The sequence below is a fragment of the Leisingera sp. SA215 genome (assembly GCF_055902035.1).
Genome location: NZ_JBVVXU010000001.1, coordinates 273663 through 286872, shown reverse-complemented (window position 1 = coordinate 286872; position 13210 = coordinate 273663). Strand labels below are relative to the sequence as shown.

The window sequence follows — 13210 nt, the reverse complement described above, 5'->3', positions numbered from 1 at the left end:
GGCTTTGCTGGTATTCAAATCCGCATCGCGCCTCAGGCGGTTTTGCCCAGACGCTCCATCAGCTTGTCTTTGACCAGCGGGGTGACGAATTTCGACACGTCACCGTCCAGCCGGGCGATTTCCTTAACCAGTTTCGAGGCAATCGCCTGGTGCCGCGCCTCGGCCATCAGGAACACCGTCTCGATCGAGCTGTCCAACGCCCGGTTCATGCCGACCATCTGAAACTCATACTCAAAATCGGCAACCGCCCGCAGACCGCGCACGATGATCTGGGCGCCGACGTCGCGGGCGCAGTCGATCAGCAGGTTTTCAAACGGATGCGCGACAATCTCGGTCCCGGTTTCGGTGCTCAGCTTGGCGCATTCCGCTTCAATCATGCCAACCCGTTCTTCCAGGTTGAACAAAGGCCCCTTGTCGCGGTTTATCGCCACGCCGATGACCAGCTTGTCCACCATCGCACTGGCGCGGCGGATAATGTCGATATGCCCGATAGTGATCGGGTCAAAGGTACCGGGATACAGACCCACACGCATCGGCGGCCTCCTGCCTTGTCAAAATTTCTGCGCAGGCAAACATATTTGCTGCCCTCATTGCAAGAGGGCAGAAATACGGACCCCGCCCCGCGGCTCAGTGCCCCATGATCATGTCCTGCAAGGCGTTCTTCTCCATCGCCACCTGTGCAAGCTGCGCTTTCACTGCATCCCCGAGGGTTATGATTCCAATGAGTTTCCCATCCTCGACCACCGGCATGTGGCGGAACCGCCCATCGGTCATCTGCTTCAGGATCTGCCCCACATTGGATTGGCTGGTGCAGGTGACCAGCTCGCGCGTCATATAGCCGCTGACCGGCTTGTCCAGGCAGCTGGACCCCGCTTTGGCCAATTCCCGCACAATGTCGCGTTCGGAGAGGATGCCGTCCGGGTATTCGCCGTCAGCTGAAACCACCACGGTGCCGAAACGGTTCTCCGACATGACTTTTGCAGCTTCGGCAACGCTTGCATGCAGCGAGACGGTGACCACACCGGAACCGGCCTTGGACTTCAAAATCTCCTGAACAAGCATGCTGCGCACCTCCGTAACTTTATTGCGGTATAATTAAGTGTGCCGCAACGCAGCTTCAAGTCAAGGCTTCCAGCCGGGCAACCTCGTCGCGGATGCCTTTAGACAACGCATGGGCAAACCGGTTCAGCCGCTCGCTGCGCTGGTCGCCCTGGTGCCGCACCAGATGGAAACTGCGGCTGAGGCTGACCTTATCGGTCAGGATCTTGCGCAGCATCCGGTGGGCCGGCAGGCTGAAATCATGGGCGATGCAGACCGCCGTGCCCTGCGCCGCCATCTTGATCTGCACCGACACGGAATTCGACGCCAGCGCCACCCGCTCCACCCCGATGTCATTGAGGTAATCCAGTTCCTTGTCGAAGATCATGTCCGGGATATAGCCGATCATCTTATGGCCTTTCAAATCCTCCAGCTTTTCGATCGGCGGGCGATCTTTCAGGTAATGGCGCGAGGCGACCAAATGCAGACGGTAATCGCAGATCTTCTGCACCAGCAGCTTGCCCGCTGTCGGCGCGCTGACCGTCACCGCCATATCCGCTTCCCGGCGGCTGAGGTTGATCACCCGCGGCAGGGCCACGATCTGGATATCCAGATCCGGGTTGTCTTCGGCAATCTGGGCACAGACCTGCGGCAGCAGGTAGTTGGCCGCCCCGTCCGGCGCGCCGATGCGGATCTGGCCGGACATCGTGTCGCTGGGGCCGCTCAGCGCCTCGGTGCCGGCGCGCATCGCCTGTTCTGCCGCTTCGGCATGGGCCAGCAGCCGGTCGCCTGCTGCACTCAGCGCATAGCCCTGCGGCGATTTTACAAACAGCGGCGTTTCCAATGCGGCCTCGAACCGTGCCACCCGCCGCCCCACCGTCGCCGGGTCCATTTTGAGGGTGCGGCCGGCGCCCGACAGGCTCGCCTCCCGGGCCACCGCCAAAAACACTTTCATATCATCCCACTGCGGATCCATCGGGCCGGGTCCTCCGTCTTGCCGTTAACGTTGCGTTAACGTTTTGCGTTCCTGCAAAGCCTCTTTGAAATCTTTCCCCTTTTCCGATGATTTTTGCAAGCCTAGGATGGATGCAACTTGAACAGAGGAGGATCCGATGAAAGAACTCGGCCACTTTATCAACGGCGCACTGGTCTCCGGCACTTCGGGCCGCTTTGACGATATCTTCAACCCCGCAACCGGCGAAGTGCAGTATCTGTGCCCGATGGCCAGCGCTGCGGAAACTACAGAGATCATCGAAAAGGCCGCCGCCGCGCAGCCGGCCTGGGGCGCCACCAACCCGCAGAAACGCGCCCGGGTGATGATGGCCATGGTTGGCCTGATGAACCGCGACATGGACAAGCTCGCCGAGGCGCTGAGCCGCGAGCACGGCAAGACCATCCCCGACGCCAAGGGCGACCTGCAGCGCGGCCTGGAAGTGATCGAATACTGCGTTGGTGCGCCGCAGATGCTGAAGGGTGAATTCACCGACAGCGCCGGCCCCGGCATCGACATGTATTCGATGCGTCAGCCGCTGGGAGTTGTCGGCTCGATCATGCCGTTCAACTTCCCCGCGATGATGCCGCTGTGGCACGTCGGTCCGGCCCTGGCCTGCGGCAACGCCGTGGTTCTGAAGCCGTCCGAGCGCGACCCCTCTGTGCCGCTGATGCTGGCCGAGCTGTTTGTCGAGGCCGGCCTGCCCGAAGGCGTGTTCCAGGTGGTGAACGGCGACCGCGAAGCGGTTGACACCATTCTGGACAGCGAGATCATTCAGGGCGTGTCTTTTGTGGGATCCACCCCGATCGCCCAGTACATCTATTCCCGCGCCACCGCCAACGGCAAACGGGCGCAGTGTTTCGGCGGCGCCAAGAACCACATGATCGTGATGCCCGACGCCGATCTTGACCAGGCCGCCGACGCGCTGGTCGGTGCAGGCTTCGGCGCGGCCGGCGAACGCTGCATGGCGATCTCGGTTGCGGTGCCGGTGGGCGAAGAAACCGCCGACAAGCTGATCGAAAAGCTGATCCCCCGCATCGAGAAGCTGAAAGTCGGCCCTTACACCGCAGGCGACGACGTGGATCTTGGCCCGGTCGTGACCGCAGCCTCCAAAGAGCGGATCCTGGGTCTGATCCAGTCCGGCGTTGATCAAGGCGCGGAACTGGTGGTCGACAACCGCGACTTCAAACTGCAGGGCTACGAGGACGGCTTCTTTGTCGGTGCGCATCTGTTCGACCGGGTGACCCCGGACATGGACATTTACAAGCAGGAGATCTTCGGCCCAGTGCTTTCCACAGTCCGTGCAGGCACTTACGAGGAAGCCTTGAAGCTGGCGATGGATCACGAATACGGCAACGGCACGGCGATCTTTACCCGCGACGGCGACACTGCCCGCGACTTCGCCAGCCGCGTGAACATCGGCATGGTGGGCATCAACGTGCCGATTCCGGTGCCGCTGGCCTATCACACCTTCGGCGGCTGGAAGAAATCGATGTTCGGCGACCTGAACCAGCACGGCCCCGACAGCTTCAAGTTCTACACCCGCACCAAGACGGTGACCTCCCGCTGGCCCTCGGGCATCAAGGAAGGCGGCGAGTTCAACTTCAAGGCGATGGACTAACCGCTTGCTCTGAAACCACTATCAAGACCCCGGCAGCGCCGGGGTCTTGTCATTTCCGGCTGCAGACCGGCCTTTGCCGCCCCCAAGCCGACTGCTGCCAAAGCCCCACGGCGGCGGGGCTTTTGTTTGAAATCGTCCTTTTTTTACTTGCTCCGCGCGGCTGGTAGTCTATCCGGTCGATAACAGAACTATAACGGCAGGCGAATGAGCATTCCCAATTCCACCGAGCAGGCGGCGACGGCCACGAAATCAGCACGTGATTGGGTCAAGATCCTGGCTCAATACCGGGACCCGAACCCCTGGCGCAGCGCCTTTGAACTGGCGGTCACGGTGGTGCCTTTTGTGCTATTGTGGGGGCTGGCCTGGTGGTCGCTGTCGGTCAGCTACTGGCTGACACTGGCAATCTCGGTGCTGATTGCGGCCTTTCTGTTGCGGCTGTTCACCATCCAGCACGACTGCGGCCATGGCTCTTTCTTCGCCAACCGCCATGTCAGCGACTGGGTGGGGCGGATCATCGGGGTGCTGACGCTGACACCCTATGATGTCTGGCGCCGCACCCATTCGATCCACCACAGCACCCATGGCAACCTGGGCAAGCGCGGCATGGGCGACATTCACACCATGACGGTGGCCGAATACCGCGCCGAGGGGCGCTGGGGCCGGCTGATGTACCGGTTATACCGCCATCCGGTCACCCTGTTCGCAATCGGGCCCGGCTATCTGTTCTTTTTTCAGAACCGCCTGCCCTATGGGCTGATGAACCAGAGCCGCTACTGGATCAGCGCCATGGGCACCAATCTGACCATCGTGGCGGCGCTTGCCGTAATCTGGTATTTCGGCGGGCTGATGCCGCTGCTGCTGATCTTCCTGCCTGCGACCCTGATTGCTGCCACCGCCGGGCTGTGGCTGTTCTATGTGCAGCACCAGTTTGAGACCACCCAATGGGAAAGCGAGGAAGAGTGGCAGCTGCATGACGCCGCTTTGCACGGCAGCTCGCATTATGTTCTGCCGCCGGTGCTGCAATGGCTCAGCGCCAATATCGGCATTCACCATGTGCACCACTTGTACAGCCGCATCCCGTTCTACCGCCTTCCGCAAGTGCTGCGCGACCATGCGGAACTGGCTGAAGGCAACCGGATGACCATCCGGGAAAGCCTGGCCAATGCGCGGCTGCATCTGTGGGACGAAGACAGCAAGCGCCTGTTGTCCTTCGCCCAGGCCCGGCCGCTTTACTCCTGACGCCGCATAGGGCGGTGGTTCGGGCGGCGGCCTTCCGCCGTCCACCGCTCACAAGCTTGTGAGGCACCGCGATTCCGCATTCCAGCCCCTAGCAAAACCTGTGCATCTGCATATTTTGACGCAGAGTTTCCGAGCAGAACGGTTGAGAAAAAATGACCATATTCAAGATCACCCGCCGCGCCACCCTGATGGGCCTTGGCGCCTCATTGGCCACGCCGTCCCTCTTGCGGGCGCAATCGACAGACGCTTTTCCGCAGGACGAACCGGCCATCCGCGAAGAACTGCCGGTGCAGCGCAACGTATCCGCCTTCACCCAGCAGGACTGGCGGGATCATTTCGATACGCTTGGCGGCGGCTGTCTGCTGGCCGATATCAGCTCCCGCGCGCTGCACTATTGGGGGCCGGACGATGAGACCTACAGGCTGTTCCCCTCGTCGGTGCCGATGTCCGAGGATCTGACCAAACGCGGCTACACCAAAGTGGTGCGCAAGCGGGAGAACCCAAGCTGGACACCGACTCAGAACATGCGCGAACGCGACCCCAGCCTGCCCCGGCGCATCGAGGGCGGCGTGCCGGGCAACCCGCTGGGCACCCGCGCGATGTATCTGGACTGGCCGGCCTATCTGGTGCATGGCACCCATGACACCCGCAAGATCGGACGGCAAAGCTCCTCCGGCTGCATCGGACTCTATAACCAGCACGTCGAAGAACTGTATGAGCTGGTGAAAATCGGCACCCAGGTGCGGATTCTGTAGTTCCAAGCCAGCTCCGGCTGCTGCAGCCGGAAGATCCGGTTCAAAACTTGCAAGACAACTTGCAAGACAAACGGAGCGCGGATTCAGCTGCGCTCCGTTGCGTTCTGAAACCTGGTATCAGGTCAGGCTGATGTGATCCGGCTTCAGACCCGCATTAAAGCGTTCAACAGTCTTTTCCATCAGCGCTTCAAAATTCCGGGTGAATTTCTCCGTGTCATACAGCGGACCGGTTGCAATGCCGCTTTTCACCCGTGCCTTCACGTCTGCCAGATAGGCCGGATCGCGCGCCAGCTTAAGCGCAAGCGCCTGGTATTTCTGCGGCGTGCTGGCGACAAGTTCCTCCATGCCGACATTGTGCAGCAGGCTGGAGGCAACGCGTGCGGCAAATTGTTTGCCGATCTTGGTGACAACCGGCACCCCGGCCCACAGCGCGTCGCTTGCTGTGGTGTGGGCGTTTACCGCAAAGGTGTCGAGGAAGACATCGGCCAGCGGCAGACGGGCCAAGTGGTCTTTCTGGTCTGCAAATCCGGCAAAGATGATCCGGTCGGATTTGATACCGCGCCGCTTTGCTTCTCTGATGATGTTGGTCCGGATGGCATCTTCGTTGCCGTAGAACCAAAGGACACTGTCCGGCACCATTTTCAGAAGCTTCATCCAGATGTCGAATTCATCCGGTGACACTTTGTAGGCATTGTTGAAAGAACAGAACACAAACGCGTCTTCCGGCAGACCGGCATCTGCACGGGACGGTTTGTTTTCCGAGGCGGAGCGCCTGTCGTCATTTGCCTGATAGCAGTCCGGCATATAAAGGATTTTCTCGGTATAGAATTTCCGCATCGGACCCGGGATCGTGACCGGATCAGCCACCATGTAATCCATCTCCTTGACACCGCTGGTGCCCGGATAGCCCAGATAAGCCACATGTACCGGGGCCAGCCGGTTGTTGAAGATATTCAGCCGGTTATCCTTCGTGTAACCCTTCAGATCCACGGCGATATCAAGCCCGTCCTCGCGCGCGATTGCCGCGATCTCGTCATTTTCCTTGTCAGCGACCTGCTTGTACACATCCGCTGCGTTTTCAGCCCTCTGCCGCCCTTCCTGGTCATTTGCCTGACCATAGTCGTAGATAAAGACTTCAAACCGGTCACGGTCATGCATTTCCAGCAGACGTCCCATCAGGAACATCGTGGCATGATTGAAAAAGTCGTTCGAAAAATACCCGAGCCGTAATTTTCTGCCGATTGCCCGAGGCCGGGCAAACTCCACCTCTGACGCAGTTGTTTTATGCGTTTGCGCGGCTTTGATGGAAAATTTCTTCTGCAATTCGGGATCGTCTGCGACAGTCAAAAAAGCAAACGGATCGACAACCACATCTGTTTCTTTGAACAGCTTCAGCCTTTTCTCCCGGTTGCCCAGATCGCTCCAATCGCACCGCCTTCGCTGCAGAAACAGCATCCTTGATAGCGCGGTAGCATTATTGGGATTAAAACGGACAGCCGCCTCAAAATAGTTGATTGCCTCTTCGTCCTGATGAATGCGCATCAGATAGCTGCCGATGTACGACAGGCTGTTTGAGTTCGAAGGGACGAGCCGGAGAGCATCAAGATGCACAAGCAGCGCCTTGCTGTGCTGGTTTGTCAGTTCCAGCACCTCGCCAAGCGCAGCATGGATCATGCGGTTCTTGTCATCCAGCTCCAACGCCTGACGCAGCAGATATTCGGCATCTGTGAACTGCCGTTTCAAAACAAGATTCCGCGCCCGGCCGTGCAGCACCAAGGCCTGTTCCTGAGGTGTTCCAGTCTTTTGGCGCACCATTCCGTGCCGCAGGCCAAGGGCAAGGTCCGCACGCGCGTTGGCGGACAGAACCTCAGGAAGGATATTCTCCGTTTTGGCGGTAGCTTCGGAAGCAAGAAAATGCTGAGCGCCTGAATTCGACACTGATTGAACTCCTTTTTGGATACGTCCTGCAGGATTCACCTGCACGCCGGCTGTTTGAGACAGAGTGTCGCCGAAGTTTCTTAATTTTCTCCTCATCAGCGCCGCCGGCCCTCCTGCGCCCGGCAGCAATCCTGCACGGCGGCTTTGCATTTGCGCAGCTTGCCTCAGCTCCGCGCGCCCGCTATTAAATAAACAACTGTTCAATTCATCTGAGCGACGGGAGGAGCTGCTTATGGATTTCGCACTGACTGAGGAACAGCAGGCCATATTCGACATGGCCCATGCATTCGGCCAGGAAAACATCGCGCCGCATTCCCGGCAGTGGGAAAAAGACGGCACCATCCCCAAATCCCTGTGGCCGCGGCTGGCAGAGCTTGGCTTCGGCGGGCTGTATGTCTCCGAGCAATACGGCGGTTCCGGCCTCAGCCGTCTTGATGCCACTCTGGTGTTCGAGGCGCTGGCGATGGCGGACCCGGCAATCGGCTCGTTCCTGTCCATTCACAACATGTGCGGCGGCATGATCGACAAGTTCGGCTCGGACGAGACCAAACAGAAGTGGCTGCCCGCGCTTTGCGCGATGGACAAGATCTTCTCCTATTGCCTGACCGAACCTGGTTCCGGCTCGGATGCGGCAGCGCTGAAAACCCGCGCCGAGCGGACCAATGACGGCTACACGCTGAACGGCACCAAGGCGTTCATCTCCGGCGGCTCCTACTCCGACGCCTATGTGGTGATGTGCCGCACCGGCGCGGACGGCCCCAAGGGGATCTCCACCGTGGTGGTCGAGGACGGCGCCCCGGGTCTGTCGTTCGGTGCGCTGGAGGACAAGATGGGTTGGAAGGCGCAGCCCACATCGCAGGTTCAATTCGACGACTGCCATATCCCGGCAGACAACCTGATCGGCGAGGAAGGCCGCGGTTTCTCCTACGCGATGGCAGGCCTCGACGGCGGACGGCTGAACATTTCGGCAGGTGCCCTAGGCGGCGCCCAGACGGCGTTGGACCAGACCGTGCAATACATGTCCGAGCGCAAGGCGTTCGGTAAATCCATCGACCAGTTCCAGGCGCTGCAGTTCCGGCTGGCGGAATACGAGACCAAACTGCAGGCCGCCCGCACCTTCCTGCGCCAGGCGGCGTGGAAACTGGACACCGGCGCCCATGACGCCGGCAAGTTCTGCGCCATGGCCAAGCTGATGGTCACCGACACCGCCTTTGACGTTGCCAACGGCTGCCTGCAGCTGCACGGCGGCTATGGCTATCTGGCTGACTACGGCGTCGAAAAGATCGTCCGCGACCTGCGGGTGCATCAGATCCTGGAAGGCACCAACGAGATCATGCGCCTGATCGTCGCGCGCCAGCTGATTGCAGGGTAACCTGTACCCAGATGCCCTGCCGAGGCGCATAAACCTGATGGAGCCCCTAGGATGAGTGATATCCATATCCGCAAATCCGGCCAGGCCGGCCGTATCACCTTCACCCGCCCCAAGGCGCTGAACGCGATGAGCTATGAGATGTGCATGGCGATCGACGCCGCCATGCGCAACTGGGCAACGGATGCCAGCGTCAAGCTGGTGGTGATCGACGCCGAAGGCGATAAGGCGTTTTGCGCCGGCGGTGACATTGCCGAGCTTTATGACACCGGCACCAAGGGCGACTACTCCTATGGCCGCAGGTTCTGGCGCGATGAATACCGGCTGAACGCGCTGATTTTTGAATACAAGAAGCCGGTGATCAGCTTCATGCAGGGTTTCACCATGGGCGGCGGGGTCGGCATCGGCTGCCACGGCACCCACCGGGTTGTTGGAGAGACCAGCCAGATCGCCATGCCCGAGGTGGGCATCGGCCTGGTGCCGGATGTGGGCGGCTCGCTGATGCTGGCGCTGGCGCCGGACCACCTGGGCGAATACCTTGGTATGACCGCGGCCCGCATGGGAGCGGAAGATGCAATCCTTGCGGGCTTTGCCGACCATTTTGTGCCGCAGGAAAACTGGCCCGCGCTGATCGCCGCGCTGGAGGAAACCGGCAGTGCCAAGCTGGTGGAGGATGCCGCCCGGGCCGCGCCGGAGGGCAAGCTGCGCGCAGTCCGCGGCGACACCGCCAAGCACTTCGGCAAGCACAGCCTGGAGGCTATCCTGGAAGGCCTGCAGGCCGAGGACAGCGAATTTGCCGCGGCCGCGCTGAAATCGCTGAAGCGGAACTCGCCGCTGTCGATGGCCTGCACATTGGAAATGCTGCGCCGCCTGCGTGCCGATGGCCCGGCCATCCGCCGGGCGCTGGACCTGGAATACCGCTACACATTCCGCGCCATGGAAAAGAGCGATTTCCTGGAAGGCATCCGGGCCCAGATCATTGACAAGGACCGCAATCCGCAGTGGCAATACGCAGGCCAGCCGGTACCGGCACAGGCGGTTGCGGACATGCTGGCGCCGCTCGGCGCGGATGCGCTGACATTTGAGGAGGAACTCGCATGAAAATCGGATTTATCGGGCTTGGCAATATGGGCGGGCCGATGGCTGCCAATCTGGCGAAGGCCGGCCATCAGGTCACCGGCTTCGACATGGCCGACGTCAGCATCGACGGCGTGACCATGGCCGCGTCCGGCCCCGAGGCCGCAGCAGGCGCCGATGCCGTCATCACCATGCTGCCCAACGGCGCCATCCTGCGCCTTGTTGCCGCTGAAGTCATTCCGGCGATGACCAAAGGTGCTGCCTTTATCGATTGCTCCACCGTGGATGTGGACTCTGCCCGTGCGGTGGCCGAACAGGCCAAAGCCGCAGGGCTTCTGTCCGTCGACGCCCCCGTCTCCGGCGGCATCGGCGGCGCGGCCGGCGGCACGCTCACCTTCATGGCCGGCGGTTCGGCTGACGCCTTCGCGGCCGCGGAACCGCTGTTCGATATCATGGGCCAAAAGGCGGTGCATTGCGGCGCGGCCGGCGCCGGCCAGGCTGCCAAGATCTGCAACAACATGATCCTCGGCGTCACCATGATCGCCACCTGCGAGGCCTTTGCGCTGGCCGACAAGCTGGGCCTCGACCGCCAGAAGATGTTCGACGTGGTCTCGACCTCCTCCGGCTACAGCTGGTCGATGAACGCCTACTGCCCGGCCCCCGGCGTCGGCCCGCAGTCGCCCGCCGACAACGGCTATCAGCCTGGGTTCGCGGCTGAACTGATGCTCAAGGATCTGGGCCTCAGCCAGCAGGCAGCAGAAAGCGCGGATGCCGACACCCCGATGGGCGAACTGGCGATGGCGCTTTACAAGCGCTTCGTCGAAGAGGAAGACGGCAAGGGCATGGATTTCTCCGCCATGCTGCCCCGGTTTGAAAAGCGCAGCCGCGACGGCTGAGACCAGCGCCCTCACCGCGCTGAAATCCAGCACCTCTCAGGCGGCCTGTCCCGGGCCGCCTCCCCGCCCGGCCCTGCCCCTCTAAAATTTGAATAAACTTCAGGATTTCGACGCCAGCTTGCCACAATTCCGTCCCAGTTCCCCAGCAATCCGTTAAGGGAATATTAATCTTTGCTCACTGGGGGGCTGTCCGACATGGCCACGGCGACGGAACTGAACATCAACTCCTCCGCGACAGCCACCCAGATGGCTGAGGAAATCTTTGGCGGCGGCGTCACTGTGACCAGCGCCAGCTACAGCGGCGACAGACTGTCCTCCGGCATCTATTCCGGCGCCGATACCACCATCCCCGGCGTGGCACCCGCGGAGTCCGGCGTGATCCTGTCAACCGGCTATGCGCGCGACTTTACCAACAGCAGCGGCACCGCCAACACAAACGTCCGCAGCAACACCAGCAGCAATACCACCGGCGTCAACAATGACGCCGATTTCAACGCCCTGGCCGGGGCCGCCACCCGCGACGCCTCTTTCCTGGAAATCGATTTCACCCCGGACGGCGATCTTCTGACCATCGACTTTGTGCTGTCCTCCGAGGAATACCCCGAGTTCGCCACCTCGCAATATAATGACGTGGTCGGTGTCTGGGTGAACGGGGTCGAGGCGCAGGTCTCCATCGGCGACGGCACTGCCTCGATCGGCAATATCAACGATGGCACCGAAAACATCTATGTCGACAACACCGGTGATCAGTACAACACCGAAATGGACGGGTTCACCATCACCCTGACCTTTGCCGCCCCGGTGAATGCAGGCCAGATAAACACCCTCAAGATCGGCGTCGCCGATACCGTGGACAGCAGTTATGATACCAACCTGCTGATTGCCGGCGGGTCGGTGCAAACAGCCGTGGTCGCGCAGGATGACCACGAAGACATCGCCATCAACAAGACCCGTGTGGTGGATGTTCTGGACAATGACAGCATCTCCACCGGCGGCACGCTGACGATCACCCATATCAACGATCAGGCGGTTTCAGCCGGCGGCACCGTCACCCTGGCCACCGGCCAGCAGATCACCCTCAATGCCGACGGCACACTGACCGTGGCCACGGACGGCGACCTGGAAACCGTCTATTTCAATTACACAGCGGACACTGGCCTGGGCAATTCGGACACCGGCCTGGTCGAGATCAACCAGACAGTGCCCTGTTTCCTGCGCGGCACCATGATCCGGGTGCCCGGCGGCGAGATCCCGGTTGAGGATCTGCGCCCCGGCATGAAGGTTCTGACCTACGACAACGGGCCTCAGACCCTGCAATGGACCGGCAGCCGGACGGTTGCATGCACGCCGCAAACCGCTCCGATCCGTTTTGCCAGGGGCAGCTGCGGCAACACCCGCGACCTCTATGTGTCGCCGCAGCACCGGATGCTGGTAAGGGGCCACAAGGCCGAGCTGCTGTTCGGCCAGGACGAGGTTCTGGTCAAGGCCAAGGATCTGGTGAACGACAGCACCATCCGCCCCGCGCTGGACATGCAGGCAGCGCAATATGTCCACCTGCTGTTCGGCCGCCACCAGCTTGTCTGGGCCGACGGCGCCCTCAGCGAAAGCTACCAGCCCGGCCCGCAAACAGCCGCAGGGTTTGATTCCGGAACGCTGGCGGAAATCCGCGATTTGTTTCCGGACCTCTGCACCAAAACCGGGCGCGGTTACGGAACTGCCGTGCGGCTGGCCCTGCGCAGCCATGAAGCGCGGGTTCTTGCCGCTGGGTGAGCGGCCGCAGGCGGGCCGCCGCCGCTTGGTTTACAGCACTCTTGGATTTTGCGCCCGGCCCGTTATGCCGAAGACGACCAAGAAAGGAGCCGCCGTAAATGGTACGCCGTTATATTGTTTCCATCGTTGTTCTCGCCGCCGCCTGCGCAGTGGCTATTCCGCTTGCTGCCGGCAATGGCCAGGACAAGGCGGAAAAGGCACTCCTGCACTGCCCGGCCGGCCTGGCCAAGACCTCCTCGCGCTGCGTGCCGCCGGGTCAAGCCAAGAAGTTCTACCGCCGCGGCGACCATATTCTGGACGAATATATCTGGATCGGGGACCCCGGCGAATGGGCCCCGGACCCTTACGGCAGCTATGTCCGGGCCGGCGGCTATGTCTACCAGGTGAACCGCGAGACCCAGAAGGTTCTGCGCCTGATCGGCGCGGTGGCAAAACTGGAAGACTGACCGCTTGCGCCGTCATCTGACGGCCGCCCGAAGCCGCGCCGCCGCCCGAACAGGGCGGCCCGGCGCTGCC

General features: G+C 61.3%; 12 protein-coding genes. 8 read left to right on the top strand and 4 right to left on the bottom strand.

The window, feature by feature from the left end; translation table 11 throughout:
* Positions 1 to 32 precede the first annotated feature (32 nt).
* From coaD to AC0KW6_RS01340, 3 genes are all read right to left on the bottom strand, one after another.
* Positions 33 to 533 (bottom strand): pantetheine-phosphate adenylyltransferase, encoded by a 501-nt coding sequence (coaD, locus tag AC0KW6_RS01350; RefSeq protein WP_323781705.1) that lies wholly within the window; start codon positions 531 to 533, stop codon positions 33 to 35.
* Between the two features lie 94 nt (positions 534 to 627).
* The gene (locus tag AC0KW6_RS01345) at positions 628 to 1062 is read right to left on the bottom strand and encodes a CBS domain-containing protein (protein WP_323781702.1); all 435 of its coding nucleotides are present in this window, start codon (positions 1060 to 1062) and stop codon (positions 628 to 630) included.
* 55 nt (positions 1063 to 1117) lie between these two features.
* On the bottom strand, positions 1118 to 2014 hold the full coding sequence (locus tag AC0KW6_RS01340; protein ID WP_474033886.1) for a LysR family transcriptional regulator: 897 nt from the start codon (positions 2012 to 2014) through the stop codon (positions 1118 to 1120).
* Positions 2015 to 2150: 136 nt separating this feature from the next.
* Between AC0KW6_RS01340 and AC0KW6_RS01335 the strand changes: the two genes are divergently transcribed.
* From AC0KW6_RS01335 to AC0KW6_RS01325, 3 genes are all read left to right on the top strand, one after another.
* The gene (locus AC0KW6_RS01335; protein ID WP_474033885.1) at positions 2151 to 3650 is read left to right on the top strand and encodes a CoA-acylating methylmalonate-semialdehyde dehydrogenase; all 1500 of its coding nucleotides are present in this window, start codon (positions 2151 to 2153) and stop codon (positions 3648 to 3650) included.
* 204 nt (positions 3651 to 3854) lie between these two features.
* Entirely contained in the window at positions 3855 to 4889 is a 1035-nt protein-coding gene (locus AC0KW6_RS01330) for a fatty acid desaturase (protein WP_474033884.1), read from the top strand.
* Between the two features lie 152 nt (positions 4890 to 5041).
* Positions 5042 to 5644, top strand: a complete 603-nt coding sequence (locus AC0KW6_RS01325) for a L,D-transpeptidase (RefSeq protein WP_474033883.1) — start codon at positions 5042 to 5044, stop codon at positions 5642 to 5644.
* Between the two features lie 117 nt (positions 5645 to 5761).
* On the opposite strand, the gene AC0KW6_RS01320 is transcribed toward AC0KW6_RS01325, so the two are convergent.
* Positions 5762 to 7924, bottom strand: a complete 2163-nt coding sequence (locus AC0KW6_RS01320; RefSeq protein ID WP_474034203.1) for an O-linked N-acetylglucosamine transferase, SPINDLY family protein — start codon at positions 7922 to 7924, stop codon at positions 5762 to 5764.
* On the opposite strand from AC0KW6_RS01320, the gene AC0KW6_RS01315 reads away from it, so the two are divergent.
* The 5 genes from AC0KW6_RS01315 to AC0KW6_RS01295 all read left to right on the top strand — a co-directional run bounded on the left by AC0KW6_RS01315 (position 7815) and on the right by AC0KW6_RS01295 (position 13140).
* Entirely contained in the window at positions 7815 to 8954 is a 1140-nt protein-coding gene (locus AC0KW6_RS01315) for an acyl-CoA dehydrogenase family protein (RefSeq protein WP_474033882.1), read from the top strand. The two genes, AC0KW6_RS01320 and AC0KW6_RS01315, sit on opposite strands and share 110 nt — an antisense overlap.
* 51 nt (positions 8955 to 9005) lie before the next feature.
* Positions 9006 to 10052, top strand: coding sequence for an enoyl-CoA hydratase/isomerase family protein (locus AC0KW6_RS01310; protein WP_474033881.1), 1047 nt, complete (start codon positions 9006 to 9008; stop codon positions 10050 to 10052).
* Positions 10049 to 10924 (top strand): 3-hydroxyisobutyrate dehydrogenase, encoded by an 876-nt coding sequence (mmsB, locus tag AC0KW6_RS01305; protein WP_474033880.1) that lies wholly within the window; start codon positions 10049 to 10051, stop codon positions 10922 to 10924. Before AC0KW6_RS01310 ends, mmsB begins: the two co-directional genes overlap by 4 nt.
* Positions 10925 to 11119: 195 nt before the next feature.
* Positions 11120 to 12694: a Hint domain-containing protein gene (locus AC0KW6_RS01300; RefSeq protein ID WP_474033879.1), complete on the top strand. Its 1575-nt coding sequence runs from the start codon at positions 11120 to 11122 to the stop codon at positions 12692 to 12694.
* 98 nt (positions 12695 to 12792) lie between these two features.
* Positions 12793 to 13140: a hypothetical protein gene (locus AC0KW6_RS01295; protein ID WP_323783926.1), complete on the top strand. Its 348-nt coding sequence runs from the start codon at positions 12793 to 12795 to the stop codon at positions 13138 to 13140.
* Positions 13141 to 13210 lie beyond the last annotated feature (70 nt).

Bases quoted from the DNA above. Each gene is read 5' to 3' on its own strand.
- coaD (WP_323781705.1), bottom strand. From the start codon at position 533: ATGCGTGTGGGTCTGTATCCCGGTACCTTTGACCCGATCACTATCGGG.
- AC0KW6_RS01295 (WP_323783926.1), top strand. From the start codon at position 12,793: ATGGTACGCCGTTATATTGTTTCCATCGTTGTTCTCGCCGCCGCCTGC.
- AC0KW6_RS01335 (WP_474033885.1), top strand. From the start codon at position 2,151: ATGAAAGAACTCGGCCACTTTATCAACGGCGCACTGGTCTCCGGCACT.
- AC0KW6_RS01325 (WP_474033883.1), top strand. From the start codon at position 5,042: ATGACCATATTCAAGATCACCCGCCGCGCCACCCTGATGGGCCTTGGC.
- AC0KW6_RS01345 (WP_323781702.1), bottom strand. From the start codon at position 1,062: ATGCTTGTTCAGGAGATTTTGAAGTCCAAGGCCGGTTCCGGTGTGGTC.
- mmsB (WP_474033880.1), top strand. From the start codon at position 10,049: ATGAAAATCGGATTTATCGGGCTTGGCAATATGGGCGGGCCGATGGCT.
- AC0KW6_RS01310 (WP_474033881.1), top strand. From the start codon at position 9,006: ATGAGTGATATCCATATCCGCAAATCCGGCCAGGCCGGCCGTATCACC.
- AC0KW6_RS01340 (WP_474033886.1), bottom strand. From the start codon at position 2,014: ATGGATCCGCAGTGGGATGATATGAAAGTGTTTTTGGCGGTGGCCCGG.
- AC0KW6_RS01315 (WP_474033882.1), top strand. From the start codon at position 7,815: ATGGATTTCGCACTGACTGAGGAACAGCAGGCCATATTCGACATGGCC.
- AC0KW6_RS01320 (WP_474034203.1), bottom strand. From the start codon at position 7,924: ATGGTGCCGTCTTTTTCCCACTGCCGGGAATGCGGCGCGATGTTTTCC.
- AC0KW6_RS01330 (WP_474033884.1), top strand. From the start codon at position 3,855: ATGAGCATTCCCAATTCCACCGAGCAGGCGGCGACGGCCACGAAATCA.
- AC0KW6_RS01300 (WP_474033879.1), top strand. From the start codon at position 11,120: ATGGCCACGGCGACGGAACTGAACATCAACTCCTCCGCGACAGCCACC.